The organism is Streptomyces sp. NPDC086023, assembly GCF_044540325.1.
In the GTDB taxonomy this organism is placed as follows: domain Bacteria; phylum Actinomycetota; class Actinomycetes; order Streptomycetales; family Streptomycetaceae; genus Streptomyces.
In genome coordinates this window covers 404612-423889 of the sequence record NZ_JBITRX010000005.1, presented here as the reverse complement: position 1 = coordinate 423889, position 19278 = coordinate 404612, and the positions used below count along the sequence as shown (strand labels likewise).

The window sequence follows — 19278 nt, the reverse complement described above, 5'->3', positions numbered from 1 at the left end:
CAGATAGGCCGCTGACCTGCGGTAAACGCAGAAAAGAGTGACGGCCTCCGGAGCCGTGTGCGCAGGTTCGAATCCTGCCGGGGGCACTCTGACAAATCTGCGTTTTCGCAGGTCAGCGCGCCTTTAAGCCCGCTCCCCCAGGGGAGCGGGCTTTTTCGCGATACATGTCGCGACACGCGACTCATGGCCGTCGCCGCACAGAAACCCGCAGGCCACCCGGGCCTTCAGGGCAGCCGGGAGGCACAGCGGTGCTTGCGCGGGCGCGAACCCCCAGGGGGACCCAGAACATGGGAACCCAGAGTCAGGGGCTGTCCGGTCGGAAGCACGGGCCTTCGTCGCCTCCTACGCGCCCGCCCTGTTGCTCATAGAGGTACCGCACTACTTCGAGGATCGCCGCAGCTTGGCGACGCCCCAGTTCTTCCCCTTCAGGGCCGTCCACCACGACGTACTCGCAGTTGACGGTCAGGCCGTCCCCCTGCCGGCGCCGCCCCGGCTGCTTCTGTTCACCCTCGCGCACGATTGCCTCCCGGACAACGAAGAGCCTCCCGCTCCGACGTCGCGCCTGCGCACGCCGGGCTCGGGAAGCCGACGAGGCACTTCCCGTCCGGCAGATGCCTACCGCCAGACGACGGCCGATAGTCGCCGGGCGGTCCGTGTCAGCCTTCCCGAACATCACAAGGAGTGACACGAGCATCACTTCTTGTTGTATAAGTTCAGCTACAATAGCTGCGTCTATCTAAACGAGGAGTGGTGTGGAAAAGCCTGCCGAAATGTTCGACCGCCACTTCGAGTGGGCCGAGCTGACCCGGTTCGCCAGCCTGCCCGGGCTGCGGGCCACGCTCGGGGTGGTCTCGGGACGCCGACGTCAAGGCAAGACCTTCCTTCTCGATGCAGTCACCCGCGCCAGCGGCGGTTTCATGTTCACCGCCACCGAGACGACCGAGGCCGATGCCCTGCGCCAGTTCGGTCAGGCTCTTGCCCGCTACCGGGGCCAGCCCACACCGTTCCGCTTCACGCACTGGGACGAGGCCGTCACCGAACTCATGCGGATCGCCGACGACGGTCCCACCGTTGCGGTGATCGACGAGTTCCCCTTCCTCGCCAAGTCCTCCCCCGCTCTTCCCTCGATCATCCAGCGGGCCCTCGACCCTGCCGCCCAGCACACCAACACCCCGGTACGCCTGCTGCTGTGCGGCTCCGCGCTGTCCTTCATGGGCAAACTGCTGGCTGGCAACGCCCCGCTCCGCGGCCGCGCCGGCCTCGAACTCGTCGTCCCCACCCTGGACTTCCGGCTCGCCGCCGAGTTCTGGGAGATCTCCGATCCGCATACCGCCCTGATGACCAACGCCATCGTGGGCGGCACCCCCGCATACCGCCGCGAATTCACCCAGGGAGACACCCCGCAGGGACCGGACGACTTCGACGCCTGGGTCGCCCGCGCCGTCCTCAACCCCGCCCGCCCTCTCTTCCGCGAAGCCCGCTACCTCCTGGCGGAAGAACCCGAACTCCACGACGTCGCGCTCTACCACTCCGTGCTGGCCGCGATCGCGAACGGCAATTCCTCGCGCGGCGGCATCGCCGACTACCTCGGCCGCAAATCCACCGACCTGGCCCATCCGCTCAGCGTCCTCCAGGACGTCGGGATGATCACCCACGAAACCGACGCCTTCCGCCGCAACCGCTCCGCATACCGCATCGCCGAACCGCTGGTGACGTTCTACCACGCGGTCATGCGCCCGTTCTGGGGCGATCTGGAACGTCCGGGGCGCGCCGCCGCCGTATGGCGCCGTGCCCAGTCCACGTTCCGCAGCAAGGTCATCGGCCCCCACTTCGAACAGGTGTGCCGCGAATGGGCCCGCTGGCACGCAGCCCCCGAAACCCACGGCGGTCAGGCCTCCCGCGTCGCCAGCGGCACCGTCAACGATCCCGCGGCCAGGACCAGCCACGAGGTCGACGCCGCTGTCTACGGCGACGCAGGCACCGGGCGTGAATCGCTGCTCGCCATCGGCGAAGCGAAGTGGAACGACATCATGGGGACGGGCCACCTGGAGCGCCTCCAGCACATCCGAGATCTCCTCAGCGCACATGGCACCGCCACCGAGGACACCCGACTGCAGTGCTTCAGCGGCGCGGGCTTCACCAACGAATTGCGCCACCTCGCCGAGAACGACCCCACGATCCAGCTGATCGACATCGACCGCCTCTATCACGGCGCATGAACACTGCTCGTTGACGGCGAGTCCCAGTTCTGGGCAGGGTTTGTCCGCCGTCCGTGCGCTGTGCTGTGCTGCAATCGTTTCGTCGTGTCGGTGACGGTCGGCAACGGCCGTCGGCAGGGGACGGATCTTTCGTATGGCCCGCATCATCGTTCCGGTCGGGCCCTCTCATGCCCCCGCGTCCGAGCCACTGGTGTCCGCGGAATGCGCGGCCTGGGTGCGGGGGCTCCTCGGCGCGGGCTGGGCCGCGGTGTTCGTGCCGGGGGAGCCGGACCGCCTCGGGCGGCTGCATCTGTGGCAGCCCGCCGGCGCCCCGGAGGCGCCGAGGCCGCGGCCCGCCGGCGTCGACGTGGAGCGGGTCGAACTGGTCCTGCCGCACGGACGCTCCGTACGCCGCCGCACGGTCGACTCGTACGCCGTGCAGCCTGCGACGGCCACGATCGCGCTGGTGGACGCCGTCCCGCCGCCACACCCCGGGGAACCGTCGAGCACCGCCGGGTTCCCGCACTCAGACGCGACCCGGCGCTCGCAGATACGGCCGCACGCCACCGCGCTCCACCCCTCCACCGCCGCCTGGGCGGCGGCCGCCCGTCTCGCGCTGCGCATGCTCGCCGAAGGGCGGCTGTATCCGGCGCTCACCGCGCAGGGGTACGACGCCTGGCGCATCGGCCCGTACGACACCGCGGCCCGGCAGGCCGTCGATGAACTGGCTGCCGCCTTTCCGCCACACGCGCACTGCCTCCCGCTACCGGGTACTTCTCCGGTACGTATCGTCGAACCCGCCCCGCTCGTCCGGGACTTCGCCGATGCTGTCACCGATGCGCTGGCCCGCACCCCCGCCGCCGCGCTCGCCCTGGGTCGGCTCCCTTACGCGTGGCGCGACGTACGCCCGGTGCCGGCCCTCCGCGAGTGGGCCGAGGAGACCGACGCGGGACTGTCCGCGAAAGTCACCGTCAGTCTGCGCGCCGAGCCGCCCGCCGGACGGCGGGGGCAGTTCCGCGCGGTCGTACAGTTGCACACCGCCGACGACCCGGCCCTGGTCGTTGAGGCCGAGCGGCTGTGGGCCGATCCCACCACCGTGCAGCGGCAGTTGGGACCACACGCCGAGACCGAGACACTGCTCGCGCTGCGCCGCGGCGCCCGCGCCTGGCCACCGCTGGGCCGGCTGCTCCAGGAGACCGCCCCCGATCAGCTGCACCTGAGCGACGACGAGGCTGTTGACTTGCTCGGAGACGCCACCGATGCCCTGCGCGGCGCGGGGATCGACGTGCACTGGCCCCGCGAGCTGGTCAAGGCGCTCACCGCGCAGGCCGAGGTGGGGCAGCCCGGAGCCCCCGGCTCCGCCGCACCCTCGCTGCTGGGCGCCGATGCCTTGCTCGACTTCCGCTGGCAGATCTCACTCGGCGGCCAGGAGCTCACCGAGGCCGAGATGGACGCCCTCGCCGAAGCCCGCCGCCCGCTGATCAGGCTGCGCGACCAGTGGGTGATCGCGGATCCGAAGCTGGTGGCCCGAGCCAAGCGCCGCCGCGGGAAACCCCTTTCCCCCATGGAAGCGCTGACCGCTGCGCTGACCGGCGAGGTGAAGGCGGACGGCGAGAGCGTACCCGTCGCCGCGACCGGAGCCTTCGCCGCGCTCATCGACCGTATCCGCGACCCTCAGACCCGCGAACCCATCCCGCAACCCGCAGCACTGAAGGCCTCCCTGCGCGACTACCAGATGCGCGCGCTGGCCTGGCTCGCCGACATGTGCGAACTCGGCCTCGGCGGCTGCCTCGCCGACGACATGGGCCTGGGCAAGACCATCACTCTGCTCGCCCTGCATCTGCATCGCCTGCAGGACCCGGCGACCGCGGGGCCCACCCTGGTGGTCTGCCCGACCTCGCTGCTGGGCAACTGGCAGCGCGAGGTGGAGAAGTTCGCGCCCGGCGTCCCGGTGCGCCGCTTCCACGGCGGCGACCGGCACCTGGACGACCTGGCCCCCGGCGAGATCGTCCTGGTGACGTACGGAGTGCTGCGGCGCGACCGCGAGCGGCTCGCCGAAGTGGCGTGGGGCATGGTCGCCGCCGATGAGGCCCAGCATGTCAAGAACCCGTACAGCACCACCGCCCACGAACTGCGCGCCCTGCCCGGCAAGGCGCGAGTGGCGCTGACCGGCACCCCCGTCGAGAACAACCTCTCCGAGCTGTGGGCCCTGCTGGACTGGACCACCCCCGGGCTGCTCGGCCCGCTTCCCGCCTTCCGGGAGCGGTACTCCCGCGCCATCGAAGCCGGTGAGGACCCCGAGGCCGCCGAGCGCCTGGGCCGCCTGGTCCGCCCCTTCCTGCTGCGCCGCAAGAAATCCGACCCCGGGATCGCGCCCGAGCTGCCGCCGAAGACCGAGACCGACCGGATCGTGCCGCTGTCCACGGAGCAGACCAGCCTGTACGAGGCGGTGGTCCGCGAGACCATGGACCGTATCCGTGGGAGCGAGGGCATCGCCCGGCGCGGCCTGGTCCTGGGGCTCCTCACGGCGCTCAAGCAGATCTGCAACCACCCCGCCCAGTACCTGCGCCAGTCCGGGCCGCTGGGCGGGCGCTCCGGCAAGCTCGAACTCCTCGACGAGTTGCTGGAGACCATCACCGCGGAGGGCGAGTCGGTGCTGGTCTTCACTCAGTACACGGGCATGGCGAAGCTCCTCGAAAAGCACCTGGCCGCGCGGGGCCAGCTCCGCTCTTCCTGCACGGCGGTACCCCGGTGGCCCGTCGCGAGGAGATGGTCACGGAGTTCCAGACCGGAAAGACGCGCGTCTTCCTGCTGTCTCTGAAGGCCGCGGGCACCGGGCTCAATCTGACCCGCGCCACCCATGTCGTGCACTACGACCGTTGGTGGAACCCCGCCGTCGAGGACCAGGCCACCGACCGCGCCTACCGCATCGGCCAGGACCGGCCCGTGCAGGTGCACCGGATCGTCACCGAGGGGACCGTGGAGGACAAAGTGGCCAGGCTCCTCGAAGCCAAACGGGCGCTGGCCGAGTCGGTGATCGGCTCCGGCGAGGGGGCGCTCACCGAGCTCGGTGACGCCGAGCTCGCCGAACTCGTCGCCCTGAGCGGGCAGTCATGAGCCCGGCGGCACGGCGCGCGCCCGCCGGCGGCCGGCGCGCCGTCGCCGACACCTGGTGGGGCCGGGCCTGGGTCGCCGCGCTGGAGGACTCCACCCTGGACGCGGGGCGCCTCTCGCGCGGCCGTACGTACGCCCGCCAGGGAAAGGTCGGCGAGGTCGCCGTCTCCTCCGGCGTGATCAAGGCACCCGTGCAGGGCAGCGACTACTACCCGTACCGCACCTCCGTACGCGTCCCCGCCCTGACCGACCGCCAGTGGGACACGCTGCTGAACACGATCGCCACCCGCGCCGGGCACACCGCCGCGCTGCGGGACGGGGAGATGCCCGAGGACCTCGTCGAGGACGCCCGCGCCGCCGGTGTACCGCTGCTGCCGCTCCCCACCGAACTCGACCCCGGCTGTTCCTGCCCCGACTGGGGCTACCCCTGCAAGCACTCCGCCGCCCTGTGCTAAGCGATCGCCTCGGGCATCGACGCGGACCCCTTCGTCCTGTTCGCGCTGCGCGGCCGTACGAAGGAGAAGGTCTTCGCCGAGCTGCGCCGCCGCCGCATCCCCGCGCCCACATCCGCGCCCGCCGCCCCGGCCGGTGTCCCAGCGGCGGCGGCCTACGCCAGCTGGGCCGCCGAGCGCCCCGCGCTGCCCGAGCCGCCCTCCCCCGCCCCGTACCGGGCACCCGGTCTGGCCGCGGACCCGCCCTCGGACTCCGGCTTGACCGCCAACGGACTGCGAGATCTCGCCGCGGACACCGCAGCCCGCGCCGCCCGCCTCCTGGCCGGCGACACCGCTTGCGCGCACCTCACCCGGCGCGCCGACGCCCTGCGGCTGGCCGCCGGCCATCGGAGCCCGGAGTGGTTCCACGCTCTACAGGCCGGTACGGGACTGCGCCCGCTGGAGTTCGCCCGCCTGGTGCGCGCGTGGCGGTACGGCGGCGATACCGGTGTGACGACCGCCCTGGAGCCCCTGACGCCCGAGCCCGCGCTCATGGAGGCGGCCCGGGGCGCGCTCGACCGGGTCTTGGCCGAGATGACCGACACGGCCGCCCCGCCCCGCCTGCGGGCCTGGCGGAACCGTCTCACCCTCGACGATGCCGGGCTCCAGCTCCGTCTCGGCCCGGACGCCCACTGGTACCCGTACGCACGCGAGGACGGCGAGTGGTGGCCGTGCGCGGCTTCTGCCCCTGACCCGGTCACCGCGCTCACGGCCGCATGGGACAGGCGCCAGTCACCCGGCGTCTCGTAGAAGCTCACCACCCCGCACCCCGCGCACGGCGGCCAGACCCCACTGGACGCGATCCATATCGAGCGCCGCCGCACCTGGGCCGAGGCCCCGCCCGCCGCCGGGCGCCGACTGCGCGGCCGCCTGGCAGACCTGCCGGCCGTGGCGCCCGAGGTGCCCGACCGCACAGCTGAACCCCTGTGCTGGCTGCTGAACTCGGTCGGCGACGGCGTGCCCCTGACCCAGGCCGGCTACCTGCCACGGGCCCTCGTCATCGAGGCCGCCGAACGCTACGACTGGTACCTGCCCGGCATGGTGCCGCGTTCCGAGCACGATGTCGCTCGCCTCGCCGAGCTGCACGAACTGGCCCGTAAAGCCCGGCTGCTCGCCAAACGGCACCGCAAGCTCGCCCTCACCTCCCGCGGTCGGCAGCACCTGGCCGATCCGGTGCTGCTGCAGACAGCTGCGGCCCGGGCATGGTTCGGCGACGGCGTCACCGCCGATCTCGCCGAAGCCGCCACCACTGCCCTGATCGAGGGGGAACGCACCCTCGACGAGCTCGCCACCGCCGCGCACAGCCTGGCCGCCGAGGCGTTCACCCTCGCGGACGGCAGCGCCCCCGGGCCGGACGACATCCGCCACCTTCTGTGGATGTGGCTGCGCCCCGGCGAGGCCCTCGGATTCCTGAGATACCTCGACCGCCGCCGCTCCTCCGTCACCCTCACCGCCACTGGCCGCGCCGCCGCCCTCACCGCGCTGCGGCTGCGCGCCCACGCCCACAGGAGCACGCCCTGGGGGTGAACCTCACTCAAGCCAGACGACCTCAGAGATCACCAACTCACCCCCGCTGACCAGCGGCTTTCGTTCTTCCCATGTTCCGAGTGCCCGCCGGGGGCACCCGCAACAAGGGATCGGACATGACCTGGTGGAGACCGGACCGCACCAGCTTATTCAGCGGCCCGGTCCCTCGGGGACCGTGTTCCGGCCGGCGCTGCTGTCAGCTCCGCCCGCGCTTCCCACGGGCGCGCCGCGCGGGCCGCTTCGTCCGCCGGGAGCCGGCGTGAGACGCGCCGCTGGTGAGGAAGGTCCGCCAGGCTCGGCCGGCCTGTTCGGCGGTGGCGCGGTCGGGGTGGTGTGAGAGCTGCTGCGCCAGGGAGGCGGTGGTGTGCGGGTCCGCCGCGGTGAGGGCGGTGAGCAGGGCCGGGCCGCCACCGGGCCAGTCCGCCGCGGCCTTGTCGAAGGCGGCTCGCAGCCCGTCGAAGAGATCGGGCTCCGGCTGGTCCTCGTCCGCGGTCAGGCGGTGGTCGAGGGACGCGGCCAGCCGCACGGCTTCGAGCTCGTCCACCAGAAGCACCGCACGGGCCGAAAGGGGCACGGCAGAGGTGGCCGGTTCCTGCCCTCGTGCGGACAGGAGGTGTTCGGCCCAGCCGCCCAGCACGGAGTCGGCCAGCAGCCCGTGCAAGGTCTCATCGGGCACGAGGGTGGTATCGAGTGCGGTGAGCAGGGACCGCCTCCTGGCGGGCTCCGGTCCCGGGCGGCAGGGGGTGGCGATTGCCTGGAGCAGAGGGGGCCATCCAGCAGTGCCGCGCGCGGCCAGCCAGTCGCCGAGGGTCTGCCGGGCGACCGGCTGCGGCCAGTGCCGGGCCGCCTCCACCAGGCGCCCCGCGTCCCAGCCGCGCATCTGCTCCCGGGTGGGGAAGACGTCGGCGGCCGCGCCTCCGGTGCCCAGGAGGAGGGCCTCGCGCAGGAGGGCGGAGCCGATCGGGGTGAGGCTGAGGGCGTCTCCGGTGCGTTCGGTGACGCCCAGCGTGGCCAGGCCGTCCATCAGGCGGGCCAGGCGGGCGGCAGCCGGCCGCAGGTCCTCACGGTCGGATTCGGCGAGCGTGGGAATGCCGAGGATCGCGGACAGGGCCTGGACGTCGGGCAGTTCGTAGTCCCCGGTGGACGGGCCGGCCGACGTCACGGGGACACTCTCGTGCTGGGGCGGGACGAGCCACATGTCTCCGAGGGCGGCCAGGCGGGCCAACGACTGTGCCGTTCCGGCTTCCCCGCACAGGAGGTAGAGCGTGAGCAGGTGCTCGCCGTCGTACTCCTCCGCGGTCTCCTCGTCCTCGGCCAGCTGCGCCAGCAGGGCGCCCAGCATGTTGAGCGCCAGTCCGGTCACCTCCGCGGGACCGCCGTCGCGCCAGGCTTCGGCAGACGGCCCCGCGGCGAGTACGCCGTCCTGCCCGTGCACCAGAAAACCGGTCGTCAGCGCCAGTTCACGCGTCCGGTCGTCCGCTCCCTCCGGGTCGGCGGCGGCCCGCTCCAGGAGCTGGGGAAGCGCGGTGGCACGCAGCCCTGCGGCCTGATCCTCCGGGGAGAGGGGCAGCGGGGCCGGGGGAAGCGGCGCGAACTCGTCACCGACCATCTCCAGGTGCGTCCCGGCCATGGCCTCGGTGAGGGTGAGGAGAGACCCGGGAACCGCCCCGCCACCAGGCGACAGGTACGCGAAGGGGCCGTGCAACAGCGCGTCCAGCCCGGCTGCCGTCCAGCGGTCCGCGAGCGTGGCCGCCTGCTCGTCGTACCAGTCGTCCAGCTCGTCGTCGGACAGGTCGGCCGGGGCATCGGCGACCAACCGGCCCTCGCCCGGTCGGGGTCGCACCCGCTCGGCCACTGCTGCTGCCTCCAGCCGTCCGGCGAGCAGGAGCCGGGCCTGCCTGGAGCGCTCCGCGCACAGCGCCTCCGCATAGGCCGCTTCGGCGAGCGGTTCCTCCGCGGAGGACGTGGCGAAGGCGAACGCGGCGCGGCGCTCCGCGTACGGGCGCGTGGCGAAGACGTCCAGCCAATCGCGCACCGCTTGGGGATCGGTGGTGTCCACTCCGTCTGCTCGCAGCAGGTTTCCGTACAGCCGGGGCCAGGTCATGCGGCGCGGGCTGGTCATCGCCTGGCGGAAACCTCCGGCCAGCTCGTGCACCCTGGCCACGAGCCTCGCATGCCGCTTGGCATTGAGCCGGCCCGCCTCGCGGGTGTGGTCGGCCAGCGCGACCAGCGCCGCCACGTAGTCCGGGAGCTCCTCCTCGGTGGCGCTCGCGTAGAGCGGGAGGAGGGTGTGCAGCAGTTCCGCCGCCAGCTCCTCGGTGGGCTCGGGCAAGCCGGTCCGGCGGCGTGCCTCGCACAGCGCGAGCAGGCCGAGGACGGCCTCGGCTGCCCGTGCTTCCAGCGGGGTTCCGCGTTCTTCGGCCCGGGCGAGGAACGTGTCCATATCGAGGAGCAGCGGCACGGCGATGTTCACCCCGGCAGCGTATCGGGGCGGCCTGGCCGCCCGGTCCCCTCCGGTGAGATTCCCCGGAGGATGAACGAAGCGGCACGCGAGGCGCGTAGGGTCGCCGCATGTCACGTGAGCGGCAGCAGGGCCCGCGCCGCTTTCGCGGTGCGGGCCCTGCTCCGTGCGGTGCCGCCGTGGGGCGGCGGCGTGTCAGCTCTGGGTGGTGTCGTCGCCCTGCTGGTCGGCGGGCTCGGTCGTGCCCGTCTTCTCGCGCATCTTGCGCAGCAGCTCAGCCTTCTTGTCGGCGGCGCCCTGGCGGTCGAGGTTGCGGTGCGGGCCGTTGTTCGCCCGCTCGGCGCGGGACAGCCGCTTGCGCTGGCCTCCGCCCTGGCCCACGGGGTTGTTGATGTTCTTGCTCTTGGTCACGGGTTCTCCCGGTGATGGTGTGGAGTGATTCGGGGGTTCATCGGGGGGTGACGGGCGGCGACGCCGAAGGGTGGCGGGGCCCGTCACGCTCTCACTCGTAAACCGGTGTCTGGAAGAACATGACGCCGACGTTACCCGGTCCCGTCGGCCTCGCGCACCAGCGTTACCGCTGCCCCGGCGCCGGCCCGACCGCTGCCCGTACTCCTCGGATGCCTCCATTTCGAGGCGGGTACTGGCTGACCGGGTGCCCTGCCGGTTCAGCCGGAGCGGGGGCCACGGATCAGGTAGGCGGTGGTACCCGTGGCCGCTACCGCTACCGCGATGGGCCAGGGGTGGGGGGTGTCGGCCGGGAGGAGGAGCAGGGCCCAGGGTTCCACCTGGGCCTGTGGTTTGGTGCCGAGGAGCCACATGACGATCGGGGTGGCCACGGGTGGGGTCCAGGCTGCGGGGGGTGGGAGGAGGCAGGCTCCGGCGAAGGCCAGGCCCGTGAGGAGGAGGGTGTTGCGGAAGGCGACCGCCGGGTCGTTGAGGGCGCCCGTGAGGGCCAGGGCGAGGGCCAGGGCGGCGACGAGGGCGGTGGTGAGGGCGCGGACGCGGGTGGCGGTGGGGGTGATGCGTTCCTGGGTGTCGGCCGCAGTGGCCAGGACTGCCGGGAGGGTGGCCGCGAAGAGGGCTGGGACCAGGGGCCAGAGGGCGCCCTGTACGCCGTCCCGAGCGGGTACGTCGTACAGGCGCAGCGGGGTCGCGACCCAGAGGAAGGCGCAGGCCAGGGTGACGAGGGCCTGGCGGCGTAGGTGCCAGCGCCGGGCGTAGACGTACAGGGCGGCGGCGTCAGTGGGCACGGCAGGCCTTCAGGCCCTGGAGGGCGGTACGGGCGATGGCGGCGCGTTCCGACGGCGTGCCGGTGCGGAGACGGGGGTCGAGGGCCGGGTCCTCGAAGGGGGTTGCGCCGGCTGCGCCGGCCAGCCAGAAGCGGGCGTTGGTGAAGTTCCGGTCCATTGCGCTGCCGGGCTCGATGTCGCAGGTCGAGCCGTAGTACGTGCCCAGGAACATGTCCAGGAGGAGGTCCGGATCGCCGGTGACCGTGTCCGTCGACAGCTGGCCGAGGTCGGTCGAGGTCGAGAGCGCGTCCTGGCGGAAGGCTTTGGGGGTGGGGAGGGGGAGGGATGAGACCGCTTGGACCATGGGGGCGAGGGCTGCTCGCAGGCGGGGTTCGTATTGCGTGTAGCCGTGGCCGAGGCAGATTTCCGGCCGGCTGCCGTAGCACCTGACGTCGCCTGGACGGGCCTCAAGGTAGAGGGGGTCGACGGAGGCCAGGTTCAGGGCGGTCGTGACGCTGAGGAGTGCGCATGCCACGGCGGTGCCAAGGCGGCGGGGGTAGTGCCACGCGGCGCTCCACGCCGTTGCGCACAGGGTGAGGAGCGTGGCGGCGAGGTAGAAGGCGAGCTGGGCGAGCTGGGTGTCGGCCTTGGGGCGGAGGCCCACGAGGGAGCTGGTGGCGCCGCCGACCATGACGAACTCCGACAGGTCGCCCGCGTAGAGGAGCAGGAAGGCGAGGAAGACGCTGACTGCTGCCATGGGCGCGGCGAGCTTGCCCCGGCCGAGCCAGCCGGCGGCGAGGCCTGCGGCGCAGGCGAGGCCGAGGAGGCCGAGGGCCGGGAGGGGGGTGAGGAGTTCGGGCACGCCGATGGTGAGGGGAGTTCCGGACCAGATGACGATGCCGATCACTACGGCGAGGCCGGTCAGGAACGCGGCGGCGCACCAGGCGAGGAGGGCGGCCCAGGCCGTGGCGAGGATGGTGAGGGGGCGGTGGTGCGCGGCGAGGAAGGTCTCCGCGCGGGAGAGGCGGTAGCCCTCCCAGCCGGCGACGCCGGCGAGGAGTGGGCCGAGGAGCATCACGGTGAAGTTGTACTGGTACACGGCCCACATGGGTTCGTGCTTCCAGGTCATCGAGCGCAGGACCGTGTTGAGGACGACCAGGAGGAGGAAGAACGGGGCTGCCGTCCGGCCCGCGGAGCGGCGGAGGAGGAGGAGAGCCGTCGTGCTCGTACGGGCGACCGGTCGGGGTGCGGGCGTTCGTTCCGCGGGGGTCGGCGCGTGCGTCTCGTCTGCGCGGGTCGTGGTCATGCGTTCGCCCCTCCCAGGTCATGGAGCGCGCGTTCGATGGAACGGGCCGCGGGCGTGCCGTTCGAAGCCCTTGCCATGAGCTGCTCCGGGGTGCCGTCGAAGACGACCGATCCCTCGCGCAGTGAGACGACGCGGTCCGCGAGCAGTTCGACGTCCTCCGTGTGGTGCGTGCTCATCACAACGCAGCGCGTGCTTCCGCAGCGGGCGAGGTACTCCCGCAGCGCGATGCGGTGCTCGATGTCGATGCCGGTGGTCGGCTCGTCGAGGAGGACGACTGCCGGTTCGTGGACGAGGGCCTGCGCGATGTGGACTCGTTGGCGGTTGCCGCCCGAGAGGTTGCGGAGGGGGGTGTCGGCGGCTGGGGTGAGGTTCAGGTCCTCTACGGCTCGGTCCACGGCTTCGCCGCGGCGGGCTCGCGGGATGCCGCGGAGCCAGGCCGAGTACGTGATCGCGTCGCGCACCGTGAAATGGCCCGGGAACTCCGGAGCCTGGGGGAGGAAGCCGACGACGGCGCGGTGGCGGCGCAGTGCGGTCCGCGGACCGGTGTCGGAGCCGTCCTGCTCCAGTTCGACGGTGCCGGCGGAGGGGCGGATGAGCAGGGCCAGGGTCTTCAGCAGGGTGGTCTTGCCGGATCCGTTGGCGCCGGTGAGGGCGGTCACGCCGGTGCCGAGGACCAGGTCCGGTACGTCGAGGACGACCCTGGAGCCGTACCGGACGAGGAGCGTGCGGATGCGCATGCGCGCCTCTGCGCTTGGGGAATTGGTGATCACGTCGATGCTCCCGGCTCAGTAGGAGAACGTGGGGAGCGCTTCGGCGGAGCAGGTGTCCGGTACGGGCCAGCCGAGTTGGACGCAGGCGCGCGTGCCACCGCGGACGGACTTGGCCTTCGGGTCCAGGGGGTGCGTCCGGTAGTGGGCGACGTAGTACGTGTGGTTGTGCTCGGGGGTGTTCAGGGGGAACACCTCGCCGCCCCCCTCGTAATACCAGTGCCCGGCCGTGTAGACCGTATTGCCGTCCGGTGCCAGGTCCTTGGACAGGACCTTGTTCTTCGCGTTCACGTCGCGGTCGTTGAAGAAGGTTCCGTAGGCCGTCGCCCGCTGCCTCCCGTCGTACATGGCCGTGACGTGCCCCCAGTTCACGGCGGAGGCGGTCTCCGCGAAGGCAGTGAAGACGAGAACTCCGCCGAGGGCCGTGGCGAGGTGCTTACGGGATGCGGTGCGCGACATGGGTGCCTCTCAACTCGCTTGCGCCGGGCTGGCGTTACGTGGGGCATCGAGAATGTCACGCTCCGTGTCCACCCGGGTCCGAGAGACGGGGTTGACGGGTGATCACCGCCTGAACGGGTGACGCCGGGGGCGTGGTGCGCCGGTTCCGCTCCGGCGTCGCACGCGTACGTCCGTCAACCCCGGCGCCCCGGCCTCCGCGGGGATCCCTCCCGTCCCGTCAGGCGGCCGCGCTCAGGGCTATCGCCGCCGCGTAGGGGGGTGGGGCTTGAGGTCCACGACCGTGAAGTGTCTTACGGGCGCCGGGGTTTCGGCTATGCCCACGTACGGGTCCGTGAAGCCGTAGGCGAGGCCCCCTGGCCGGTGGCCTTGAGGCGGGCCTCCTTGCGGGTCCAGAGGCGGGCGAGGGCCCGGGGGCGGCCGGCGTCCGGGAGGGCGCGGAGGGCGGTGTGTTCGTCGGGGTGGAGGGACGGGAGGAGTTCGCCGACGATGGTCTGTTGGCGGATGCCCTCCACGTCGGCGCCGATGCGGACCCCGGATACGGCGATCAGGGCCAGGTCGTCGCTGTGCGAGAGGGAGGAGTGGAGGTTGGCGGTGCCCGCCAGGGCCGGGCGGAGCCGTGCGGGTCGCCGCAGCACGGGCAGGGTTCGCGGGAGAGCGTGACGGACTCGGGCGCCTGGCCGGTGTAGCCGCCCAGGACCAGGCGCAGGGCGATGTGGGCGGCACGGTGGCGGTGGCCGTCGCCGGGGCGGCGGAGGCGGGAGGCGCGGGTGCGTTCCGCTGCCGAGAGGGGGGTGTGGTCCCCGTCCACCGGGTGGCCGCCGACGACGTCGGAGCTGGTGTTCAGCCACCAGACCGCCACGTCGTCGCCCTGCGGGGGCGGGCCCGTGTGGAGGGGGGCGGCTGTGATCTCGTACGCACGCATCGGTGTCCGTCCCGGCCAGTTCGCGGATCGCCTCCGGGAGGACCGAGCGGATCTCGTCCGGTTCGATGCGGAAGCCGCGGATCTTGACCTGGCCGTCGATGCGGCCGAGGTTTCCAGGGCGCCGTCCGGGCGGAGGCGGCCGAGGTCGCGGCTGGTACTGGAGGGCGTGGAGGGCGTGCGGGTCCTCCGTGAAGCGCTGGGCCGTGAGGTCCGGTTGGCCGGGGTAGCCGAGCGCCACCCCCGCGCCGCCGACGCGGATCTCGCTCCGACAACTACGCCTTCTGGGTCCACGGCACCCAGGGCGGCGAGAGCGAGGAGCTGGTCGGCCGCTGGATCAAGAGCCGTGGCATCGGCGACGAGATCACCATCGCCACCAAGCTGGGCGCGCGCCCCAACCAGCCCACCAGCGGCTTCAGCCTGGACGTCGAGGGCCTGTCGGCCAAGGTCATCCGGGAGTCCTCGGAGGCCAGCCGCGAGCGCCTCGGCATCGAGAAGATCCACCTGCTCCACGCGCACATCATGGACGAGAAAACCCCGCTGGAGGAGACCGTCCAGGGCTTCGCCGACGTGGTCGCGGACGGCGTCGCGGGCCTGCTCGGCGCCAGCAACCACTGGGCCTGGCGGATCGAGCGCGCCCGGGCCCTGGCCGCCGCGGCGGGCGTACCCGGCTACGAGGTGCTCCAGCACCACCACAGCTACCTCCGCCAGCGCACCGACGTCCCGAGCCTGCGCTCGCCCGACGGCAACCAGGGTCTGGTCAGCGGCGACCTGCTGAGCCACCTGCGCGCCAACCCCTCGCTCACCCAGGTCTCGTACTCGCCGCTGATCTCCGGCGCGTACGTACGGGACGACAAGCCGCTCGGCCCGGGCTTCGACCACGCCGGCACCGAGCCCCGGCTGCGCGCGGCGCGCGAGGTGGCGGCCGAGACGGGCGCCACCGTCAACCAGGTGGTGCTGTCCTGGCTGATGGGCGGGGACATCCCGGTGCTGCCGCTGGTCGGCGCCTCCTCGGTGGCCCAGCTGGAGGAGAACCTCGGCGCGGTCGAGCTCGACCTCACGCCGGAGCAGCGGACGAAGCTCGACTCGGTGAACTGACCTGCGGCCCCACCGGTGCACGGACCCGTGCGCCGGTGAACCGACCCCCCACATGACGGACCCCGCGCCCGGCTCGTGCCGGGCGCGGGGTCCCTCGTACGCGGGTCCGACGGCTCAGGCGTTGGGCCGCTTGCCGTGGTTCGCGCCCTTCTTCTTGCGGGCGCGCCGCTTGTTGCCTCGCTTCGACATGCTCGTCATCTCCCTCGCGGGTGGGGGGCGGGCGTGCGCTGCCAGTCTTGCGCGCCCCGGACGAAACCGCCATCGATGACCATCCAAGGTAGTAATCGGCTATCTGGGGTAATACTCAGATATGGACACATTCGGTGAGATTGTGCCGTTCCTGTTCGTGGGGATCGCGATCGCCGCATTCCTCCTGCTCGCCTTCTGGTTCGGAAGGAAGGTGCGCGACCGGGAGCCGGAGCCGCCGGAGCCCGAGACGCAGCCGCACCTGCCCGACGGCGGAGCCGTGTACGAGGTGCGCGAGGAGCGGGATCCCGTCGAGATCCCCCCGGAGGGGCTGCGGCCGCACGAGATGCAGGGTTACGGGAACTTCGGGTCCCGCACGTCGGAGCACCCGGAAGAGGTGCGCAAGCGGAGGGAAGCCAACGCGAGCGGAGGCGCCAACGGCAGCGGCGGCTTCGGCGCCACCGGGGTCTGAACCCCGGCCCCACCGGCACCCCCCTCAGGCGGACGAGCGCCTGCGGGGGGTGCCTGCTGCGGTCTTCCCGGCGGCCGTCTTCTTGGCGGCCGCCTTCTTCGCGGTGGTCTTGGCGGCGGCGCTCTTCGTACCGGCGGTCTTGCCGGCGGCGGCCTTCGAGGCCGTCTTGGCGGTGCTCTTGGCGGTGCTCTTCGCGGTGCTCTTCGCGGTGCTCTTCGCGGTCTTCGCCGTGCTCTTCGCCGTGGACTTGGCGGTCGTCTTCTTGGCCGTCGTGTCCTTCACGGCCGCGGCGCTCCGCTTCGTCCCCGCCGCCGTCGACTTCTTGCCGCCCACCGCCTTCGGGGCGGCCGCCGTCCGCCGGATCGGGGTGACCGCGGCCGGCTCCTCCTCCGCTTCCCCCTCTCCGCCCTCGGCGCCGGCCTCACCGCGGGACTCCCGGGCCGCCCGGACGCTCTTTTCCAGCGCCGCCATCAGGTCGATCACCTGGCCGCGGGGCTCCGCCGCAGGGGATTCCGGCACCTCGCCCGAGGACTTGGCGGCGATCAGCGCCTCCACCGCCTCCCGGTAGTCGTCGTGCATGCTCTCCAGGTCGACCTCGCCGAGGGTGGCCATCAGGGCGTCCGCGAGGTCGAGCTCGGCCTCCCGCACGGTCACCTGCGTCTCGGGGGCCACGCCTTCCGGCGCCCGGATCTCGTCCGGCCAGAGCAGCCCGTGCATGGCGATCACGTCGTCCACCACGCGCAGCATCCCGAGCCGCTCCCGCCCCCGCAGCGCGAACTTCGCGATGGCCACCCGCCGGCTCCGCTTCAGCGCCTCGCGCAGCAGGGTGTAGGGCTTCGCGGCCGACACGCCGTTGGCCGCCAGGTAGTAGGCCGCGTCCATCTGGAGGGGGTCGATGTCCGCGGCGGGCACGAAGGCGACGATCTCGATGGTCTTGGCGGTGGGCAGCGGCAGGGACGCCAGGTCCTGGTCCGTGATCGGGATGATCGAGCCGTCCGCCTCCTCGTACCCCTTGCCGATCTGGTCGGCGGTGAGTTCCTCGCCGTCCAGTTCGCAGACCTTGCGGTAGCGGATCCGGCCGCCGTCGGCGGTGTGGATCTGGCGGAAGGAGATCGAGTGGCTCTCGGTGGCGTTGACGAGCTTGATCGGAATGCTGACAAGCCCGAAGGAAATCGCCCCGTTCCAGATGGATCGCACGATGGGTTCCCTTTCGTGCCTGTATGCCGGGTTCGTGGCAGTCTCATCGTATGACGCCGATCACAGAGGTGGAGGGGCGTCGCCTCGCGCTCAGCAACCTGGACAAGGTCCTCTACCCCGAAACCGGCTACACAAAGGCCGAGGTCGTCCACTACTACGCCGTGGTCGCGGACGCCCTGCTCCCCCACCTGCGCGACCGGCCGGTCTCCTTCCTGCGCTACCCCGACGGGGTGGAGGGCCAGCGGTTCTTCAGCAAGAACCCGCCGCCGGGCACGCCCGCCTGGGTGAAGACGGCCCGGGTCCCCCGCTCCGAGGACGAGCGGGCCGAGCAGGTGCTCGTCCAGGACCTGCCCACCCTCGTCTGGGCCGCCAACCTCGTGGTCGAGTTCCACGTCCACCAGTGGCGGGCCGGGGACCCCGGCGTCGCCGACCGGCTGGTCCTGGACCTGGACCCCGGCCCGCCCGCCACGGTCGTGGAGTGCTGCGCCGCCGCACTGTGGCTGCGCGAGCGGCTCACCGCCGAAGGTCTCCACGTGTACGCCAAGACCTCCGGCTCCAAGGGCCTGCACCTCTCCGTCCCGCTGGAGCCCACGCCCTCCGCCCAGGTCTCCGCGTACGCCAAGGCACTCGCCCGGGAGGCCGAGCGCGAGCTGCCCGAGCTGGTCGTGCACAGGATGGCCAAGGCCCTGCGGCCGGGGAAGGTCTTCGTCGACCACAGCCAGAACGCCGCCGCCAAGACCACCGCGGCCCCGTACACCCTGCGCGCCCGGCCGCTGCCCACCGTCTCCGCGCCGGTGGACTGGGCGGAGGTCGAGGCCTGCCGGGACCCCGCCGAGTTGGTCTTCCTGGCCGACGACGTGACCGCCCGGCTCGGCCGGGACGGGGACCTCTTCGCACCCCTGTCCGACCCCGGCCTCGCCCGGCCGCTCCCCCGGCACCCGGACGCCGCGCCGTGATCCGCGTCGCGCTCGCCGCCACCGTGCGCGCGCTGCCGCGCGGCGCCGGGCTGGCGTACGAGCCGAAGTTCGACGGGCACCGGGTGGTGGTCCTGCGCACCGCCGACGACGTCGTGCTCCAGGCCCGCTCGGGGCGCGTCATCACCGCGGCGTTCCCCGATCTCGCCGCCGCGGCAAGGAAGTTGCCCCCCGAGACCACCCTCGACGGCGAGGTGGTGGTCTGGCACGACGGGCGCACCGACTTCGCGCTGGTGCAGCGCCGGGCGGCGGCCACGGCGGCGCGGGCCGCCGCCCTGGCCCGGACGCTCCCGGCCTCGTACGCCGCCTTCGACGTGCTGGACCTGGCGGGCCTGGACCTGCGGCCGCGCGCGTACGAGCAGCGCCGCGCCCTCCTCGTCGACCTGCTGCTGCCGCTGGGACCGCCGCTCCAGCCGGTGCCGATGACCACCGACCCGGACCTGGCCGCCACCTGGTACGAGACCCTGCCCGCCAGCGGCATCGAGGGCCTGGTCATCAAGCGGCTCGACCAGCCGTACCCGGCGGGGCGGCGGGCCTGGCGGAAGCTGCGCCACACCGACACGACGGACGCGGCGGCGGTCGGCTGGACCGGCTCGGCGCACCGGCCCAGCGCCCTCGTGCTGGTCCTCCCCAACGACGACACCCCGGTGGTCTCCAGCCCCCTGACGGGCGCCCTGCGCACCGCTGCCGCCGAGGCGCTGGCGGGCCGGGAGCACCCGCCCGAGGCGGCGGGCACGGTCACGGCGGTGGGCCTCGGCGAACTCCCGTACCGCCTCCTGGACCCTCCGCTGACGGTGGAGGTCCGCCACGCCACGACCCGCCACCCGCCACCGGAGGTGCTGCGGATCCGCGGGGACGGGTGAGGCGGCACGGACCG

The 19278-nt window shown here is 72.6% G+C and carries 16 protein-coding genes, 1 tRNA gene and 2 pseudogenes; 10 read left to right on the top strand and 9 right to left on the bottom strand.

Going from position 1 to position 19278, the window contains the following annotated elements:
- The first annotated feature begins 7 nt into the window (after positions 1–7).
- The 6 genes and pseudogenes from ACIF6F_RS13505 (at position 8) to ACIF6F_RS13480 (ending at position 7330) form a co-directional block, all read left to right on the top strand.
- A tRNA-Arg gene (locus tag ACIF6F_RS13505) sits at positions 8–86 on the top strand.
- A gap of 684 nt (positions 87–770) precedes the next feature.
- A complete protein-coding gene (locus ACIF6F_RS13500) occupies positions 771–2219 on the top strand; it encodes an ATP-binding protein (protein ID WP_399945483.1) in 1449 nt (482 codons plus the stop codon).
- Positions 2220–2352: 133 nt separating this feature from the next.
- Positions 2353–5315: pseudogene (locus tag ACIF6F_RS13495) on the top strand (DEAD/DEAH box helicase).
- Complete coding sequence (locus ACIF6F_RS13490) at positions 5312–5767, top strand: SWIM zinc finger family protein (protein WP_399945480.1); 456 nt, start codon at positions 5312–5314, stop codon at positions 5765–5767. The pseudogene ACIF6F_RS13495 and the gene ACIF6F_RS13490 overlap by 4 nt, the downstream one beginning before the upstream one ends.
- Before the next feature lie 255 nt (positions 5768–6022).
- Positions 6023–6553 (top strand): hypothetical protein, encoded by a 531-nt coding sequence (locus tag ACIF6F_RS13485; RefSeq protein WP_399945478.1) that lies wholly within the window; start codon positions 6023–6025, stop codon positions 6551–6553.
- A 150-nt stretch (positions 6554–6703) separates the two neighbouring features.
- On the top strand, positions 6704–7330 hold the full coding sequence (locus ACIF6F_RS13480; protein WP_399945476.1) for a hypothetical protein: 627 nt from the start codon (positions 6704–6706) through the stop codon (positions 7328–7330).
- 196 nt (positions 7331–7526) lie between these two features.
- On the opposite strand, the gene ACIF6F_RS13475 is transcribed toward ACIF6F_RS13480, so the two are convergent.
- From ACIF6F_RS13475 to ACIF6F_RS13445, 7 genes are all read right to left on the bottom strand, one after another.
- Positions 7527–9803 carry a hypothetical protein gene (locus tag ACIF6F_RS13475; RefSeq protein ID WP_399945475.1) on the bottom strand — a complete coding sequence of 759 codons (2277 nt, stop codon included), beginning with the start codon at positions 9801–9803 and terminating at the stop codon, positions 7527–7529.
- A gap of 183 nt (positions 9804–9986) precedes the next feature.
- Complete coding sequence (locus tag ACIF6F_RS13470; protein ID WP_399945472.1) at positions 9987–10202, bottom strand: DUF6243 family protein; 216 nt, start codon at positions 10200–10202, stop codon at positions 9987–9989.
- 257 nt (positions 10203–10459) lie between these two features.
- On the bottom strand, positions 10460–11044 hold the full coding sequence (locus ACIF6F_RS13465) for a hypothetical protein (protein WP_399945469.1): 585 nt from the start codon (positions 11042–11044) through the stop codon (positions 10460–10462).
- On the bottom strand, positions 11034–12329 hold the full coding sequence (locus ACIF6F_RS13460; RefSeq protein ID WP_399945466.1) for a hypothetical protein: 1296 nt from the start codon (positions 12327–12329) through the stop codon (positions 11034–11036). Before ACIF6F_RS13460 ends, ACIF6F_RS13465 begins: the two co-directional genes overlap by 11 nt.
- Positions 12326–13066: an ATP-binding cassette domain-containing protein gene (locus tag ACIF6F_RS13455; protein ID WP_399945463.1), complete on the bottom strand. Its 741-nt coding sequence runs from the start codon at positions 13064–13066 to the stop codon at positions 12326–12328. The genes ACIF6F_RS13460 and ACIF6F_RS13455 overlap by 4 nt, the downstream gene beginning before the upstream one ends.
- Positions 13067–13114: 48 nt before the next feature.
- Positions 13115–13555 carry a hypothetical protein gene (locus tag ACIF6F_RS13450; RefSeq protein WP_399945461.1) on the bottom strand — a complete coding sequence of 147 codons (441 nt, stop codon included), beginning with the start codon at positions 13553–13555 and terminating at the stop codon, positions 13115–13117.
- A 311-nt stretch (positions 13556–13866) separates the two neighbouring features.
- A complete protein-coding gene (locus ACIF6F_RS13445) occupies positions 13867–14190 on the bottom strand; it encodes a 4'-phosphopantetheinyl transferase family protein (RefSeq protein WP_399945458.1) in 324 nt (107 codons plus the stop codon).
- Between the two features lie 551 nt (positions 14191–14741).
- Here ACIF6F_RS13445 and ACIF6F_RS13440 point away from each other — a divergent pair.
- Positions 14742–15572: pseudogene (locus tag ACIF6F_RS13440) on the top strand (aldo/keto reductase); the annotation flags it as partial.
- A 114-nt stretch (positions 15573–15686) separates the two neighbouring features.
- Here ACIF6F_RS13440 and ACIF6F_RS13435 read toward each other — a convergent pair.
- Positions 15687–15761, bottom strand: coding sequence for a 50S ribosomal protein bL37 (locus ACIF6F_RS13435; RefSeq protein WP_373297613.1), 75 nt, complete (start codon positions 15759–15761; stop codon positions 15687–15689).
- Between the two features lie 121 nt (positions 15762–15882).
- On the opposite strand from ACIF6F_RS13435, the gene ACIF6F_RS13430 reads away from it, so the two are divergent.
- Positions 15883–16230 (top strand): DUF6479 family protein, encoded by a 348-nt coding sequence (locus ACIF6F_RS13430; protein WP_399945455.1) that lies wholly within the window; start codon positions 15883–15885, stop codon positions 16228–16230.
- A gap of 24 nt (positions 16231–16254) precedes the next feature.
- Here ACIF6F_RS13430 and ACIF6F_RS13425 read toward each other — a convergent pair whose 3' ends face one another.
- Positions 16255–17427 (bottom strand): Ku protein, encoded by a 1173-nt coding sequence (locus ACIF6F_RS13425; protein WP_399945452.1) that lies wholly within the window; start codon positions 17425–17427, stop codon positions 16255–16257.
- A 50-nt stretch (positions 17428–17477) separates the two neighbouring features.
- Between ACIF6F_RS13425 and ligD the strand changes: the two genes are divergently transcribed.
- Positions 17478–18383, top strand: a complete 906-nt coding sequence (gene ligD, locus ACIF6F_RS13420; RefSeq protein WP_399945450.1) for a non-homologous end-joining DNA ligase — start codon at positions 17478–17480, stop codon at positions 18381–18383.
- On the top strand, positions 18383–19264 hold the full coding sequence (locus ACIF6F_RS13415) for an ATP-dependent DNA ligase (protein ID WP_399945586.1): 882 nt from the start codon (positions 18383–18385) through the stop codon (positions 19262–19264). Before ligD ends, ACIF6F_RS13415 begins: the two co-directional genes overlap by 1 nt.
- Positions 19265–19278 lie beyond the last annotated feature (14 nt).

Coding starts and splice junctions, on each gene's coding strand:
- ACIF6F_RS13500 (WP_399945483.1), top strand. CDS start 771: ATGTTCGACCGCCACTTCGAGTGGGCCGAGCTGACCCGGTTCGCCAGC.
- ACIF6F_RS13490 (WP_399945480.1), top strand. CDS start 5,312: ATGAGCCCGGCGGCACGGCGCGCGCCCGCCGGCGGCCGGCGCGCCGTC.
- ACIF6F_RS13460 (WP_399945466.1), bottom strand. CDS start 12,329: ATGACCACGACCCGCGCAGACGAGACGCACGCGCCGACCCCCGCGGAA.
- ACIF6F_RS13455 (WP_399945463.1), bottom strand. CDS start 13,066: ATGCGCATCCGCACGCTCCTCGTCCGGTACGGCTCCAGGGTCGTCCTC.
- ACIF6F_RS13450 (WP_399945461.1), bottom strand. CDS start 13,555: ATGTCGCGCACCGCATCCCGTAAGCACCTCGCCACGGCCCTCGGCGGA.
- ACIF6F_RS13430 (WP_399945455.1), top strand. CDS start 15,883: ATGGACACATTCGGTGAGATTGTGCCGTTCCTGTTCGTGGGGATCGCG.
- ligD (WP_399945450.1), top strand. CDS start 17,478: ATGACGCCGATCACAGAGGTGGAGGGGCGTCGCCTCGCGCTCAGCAAC.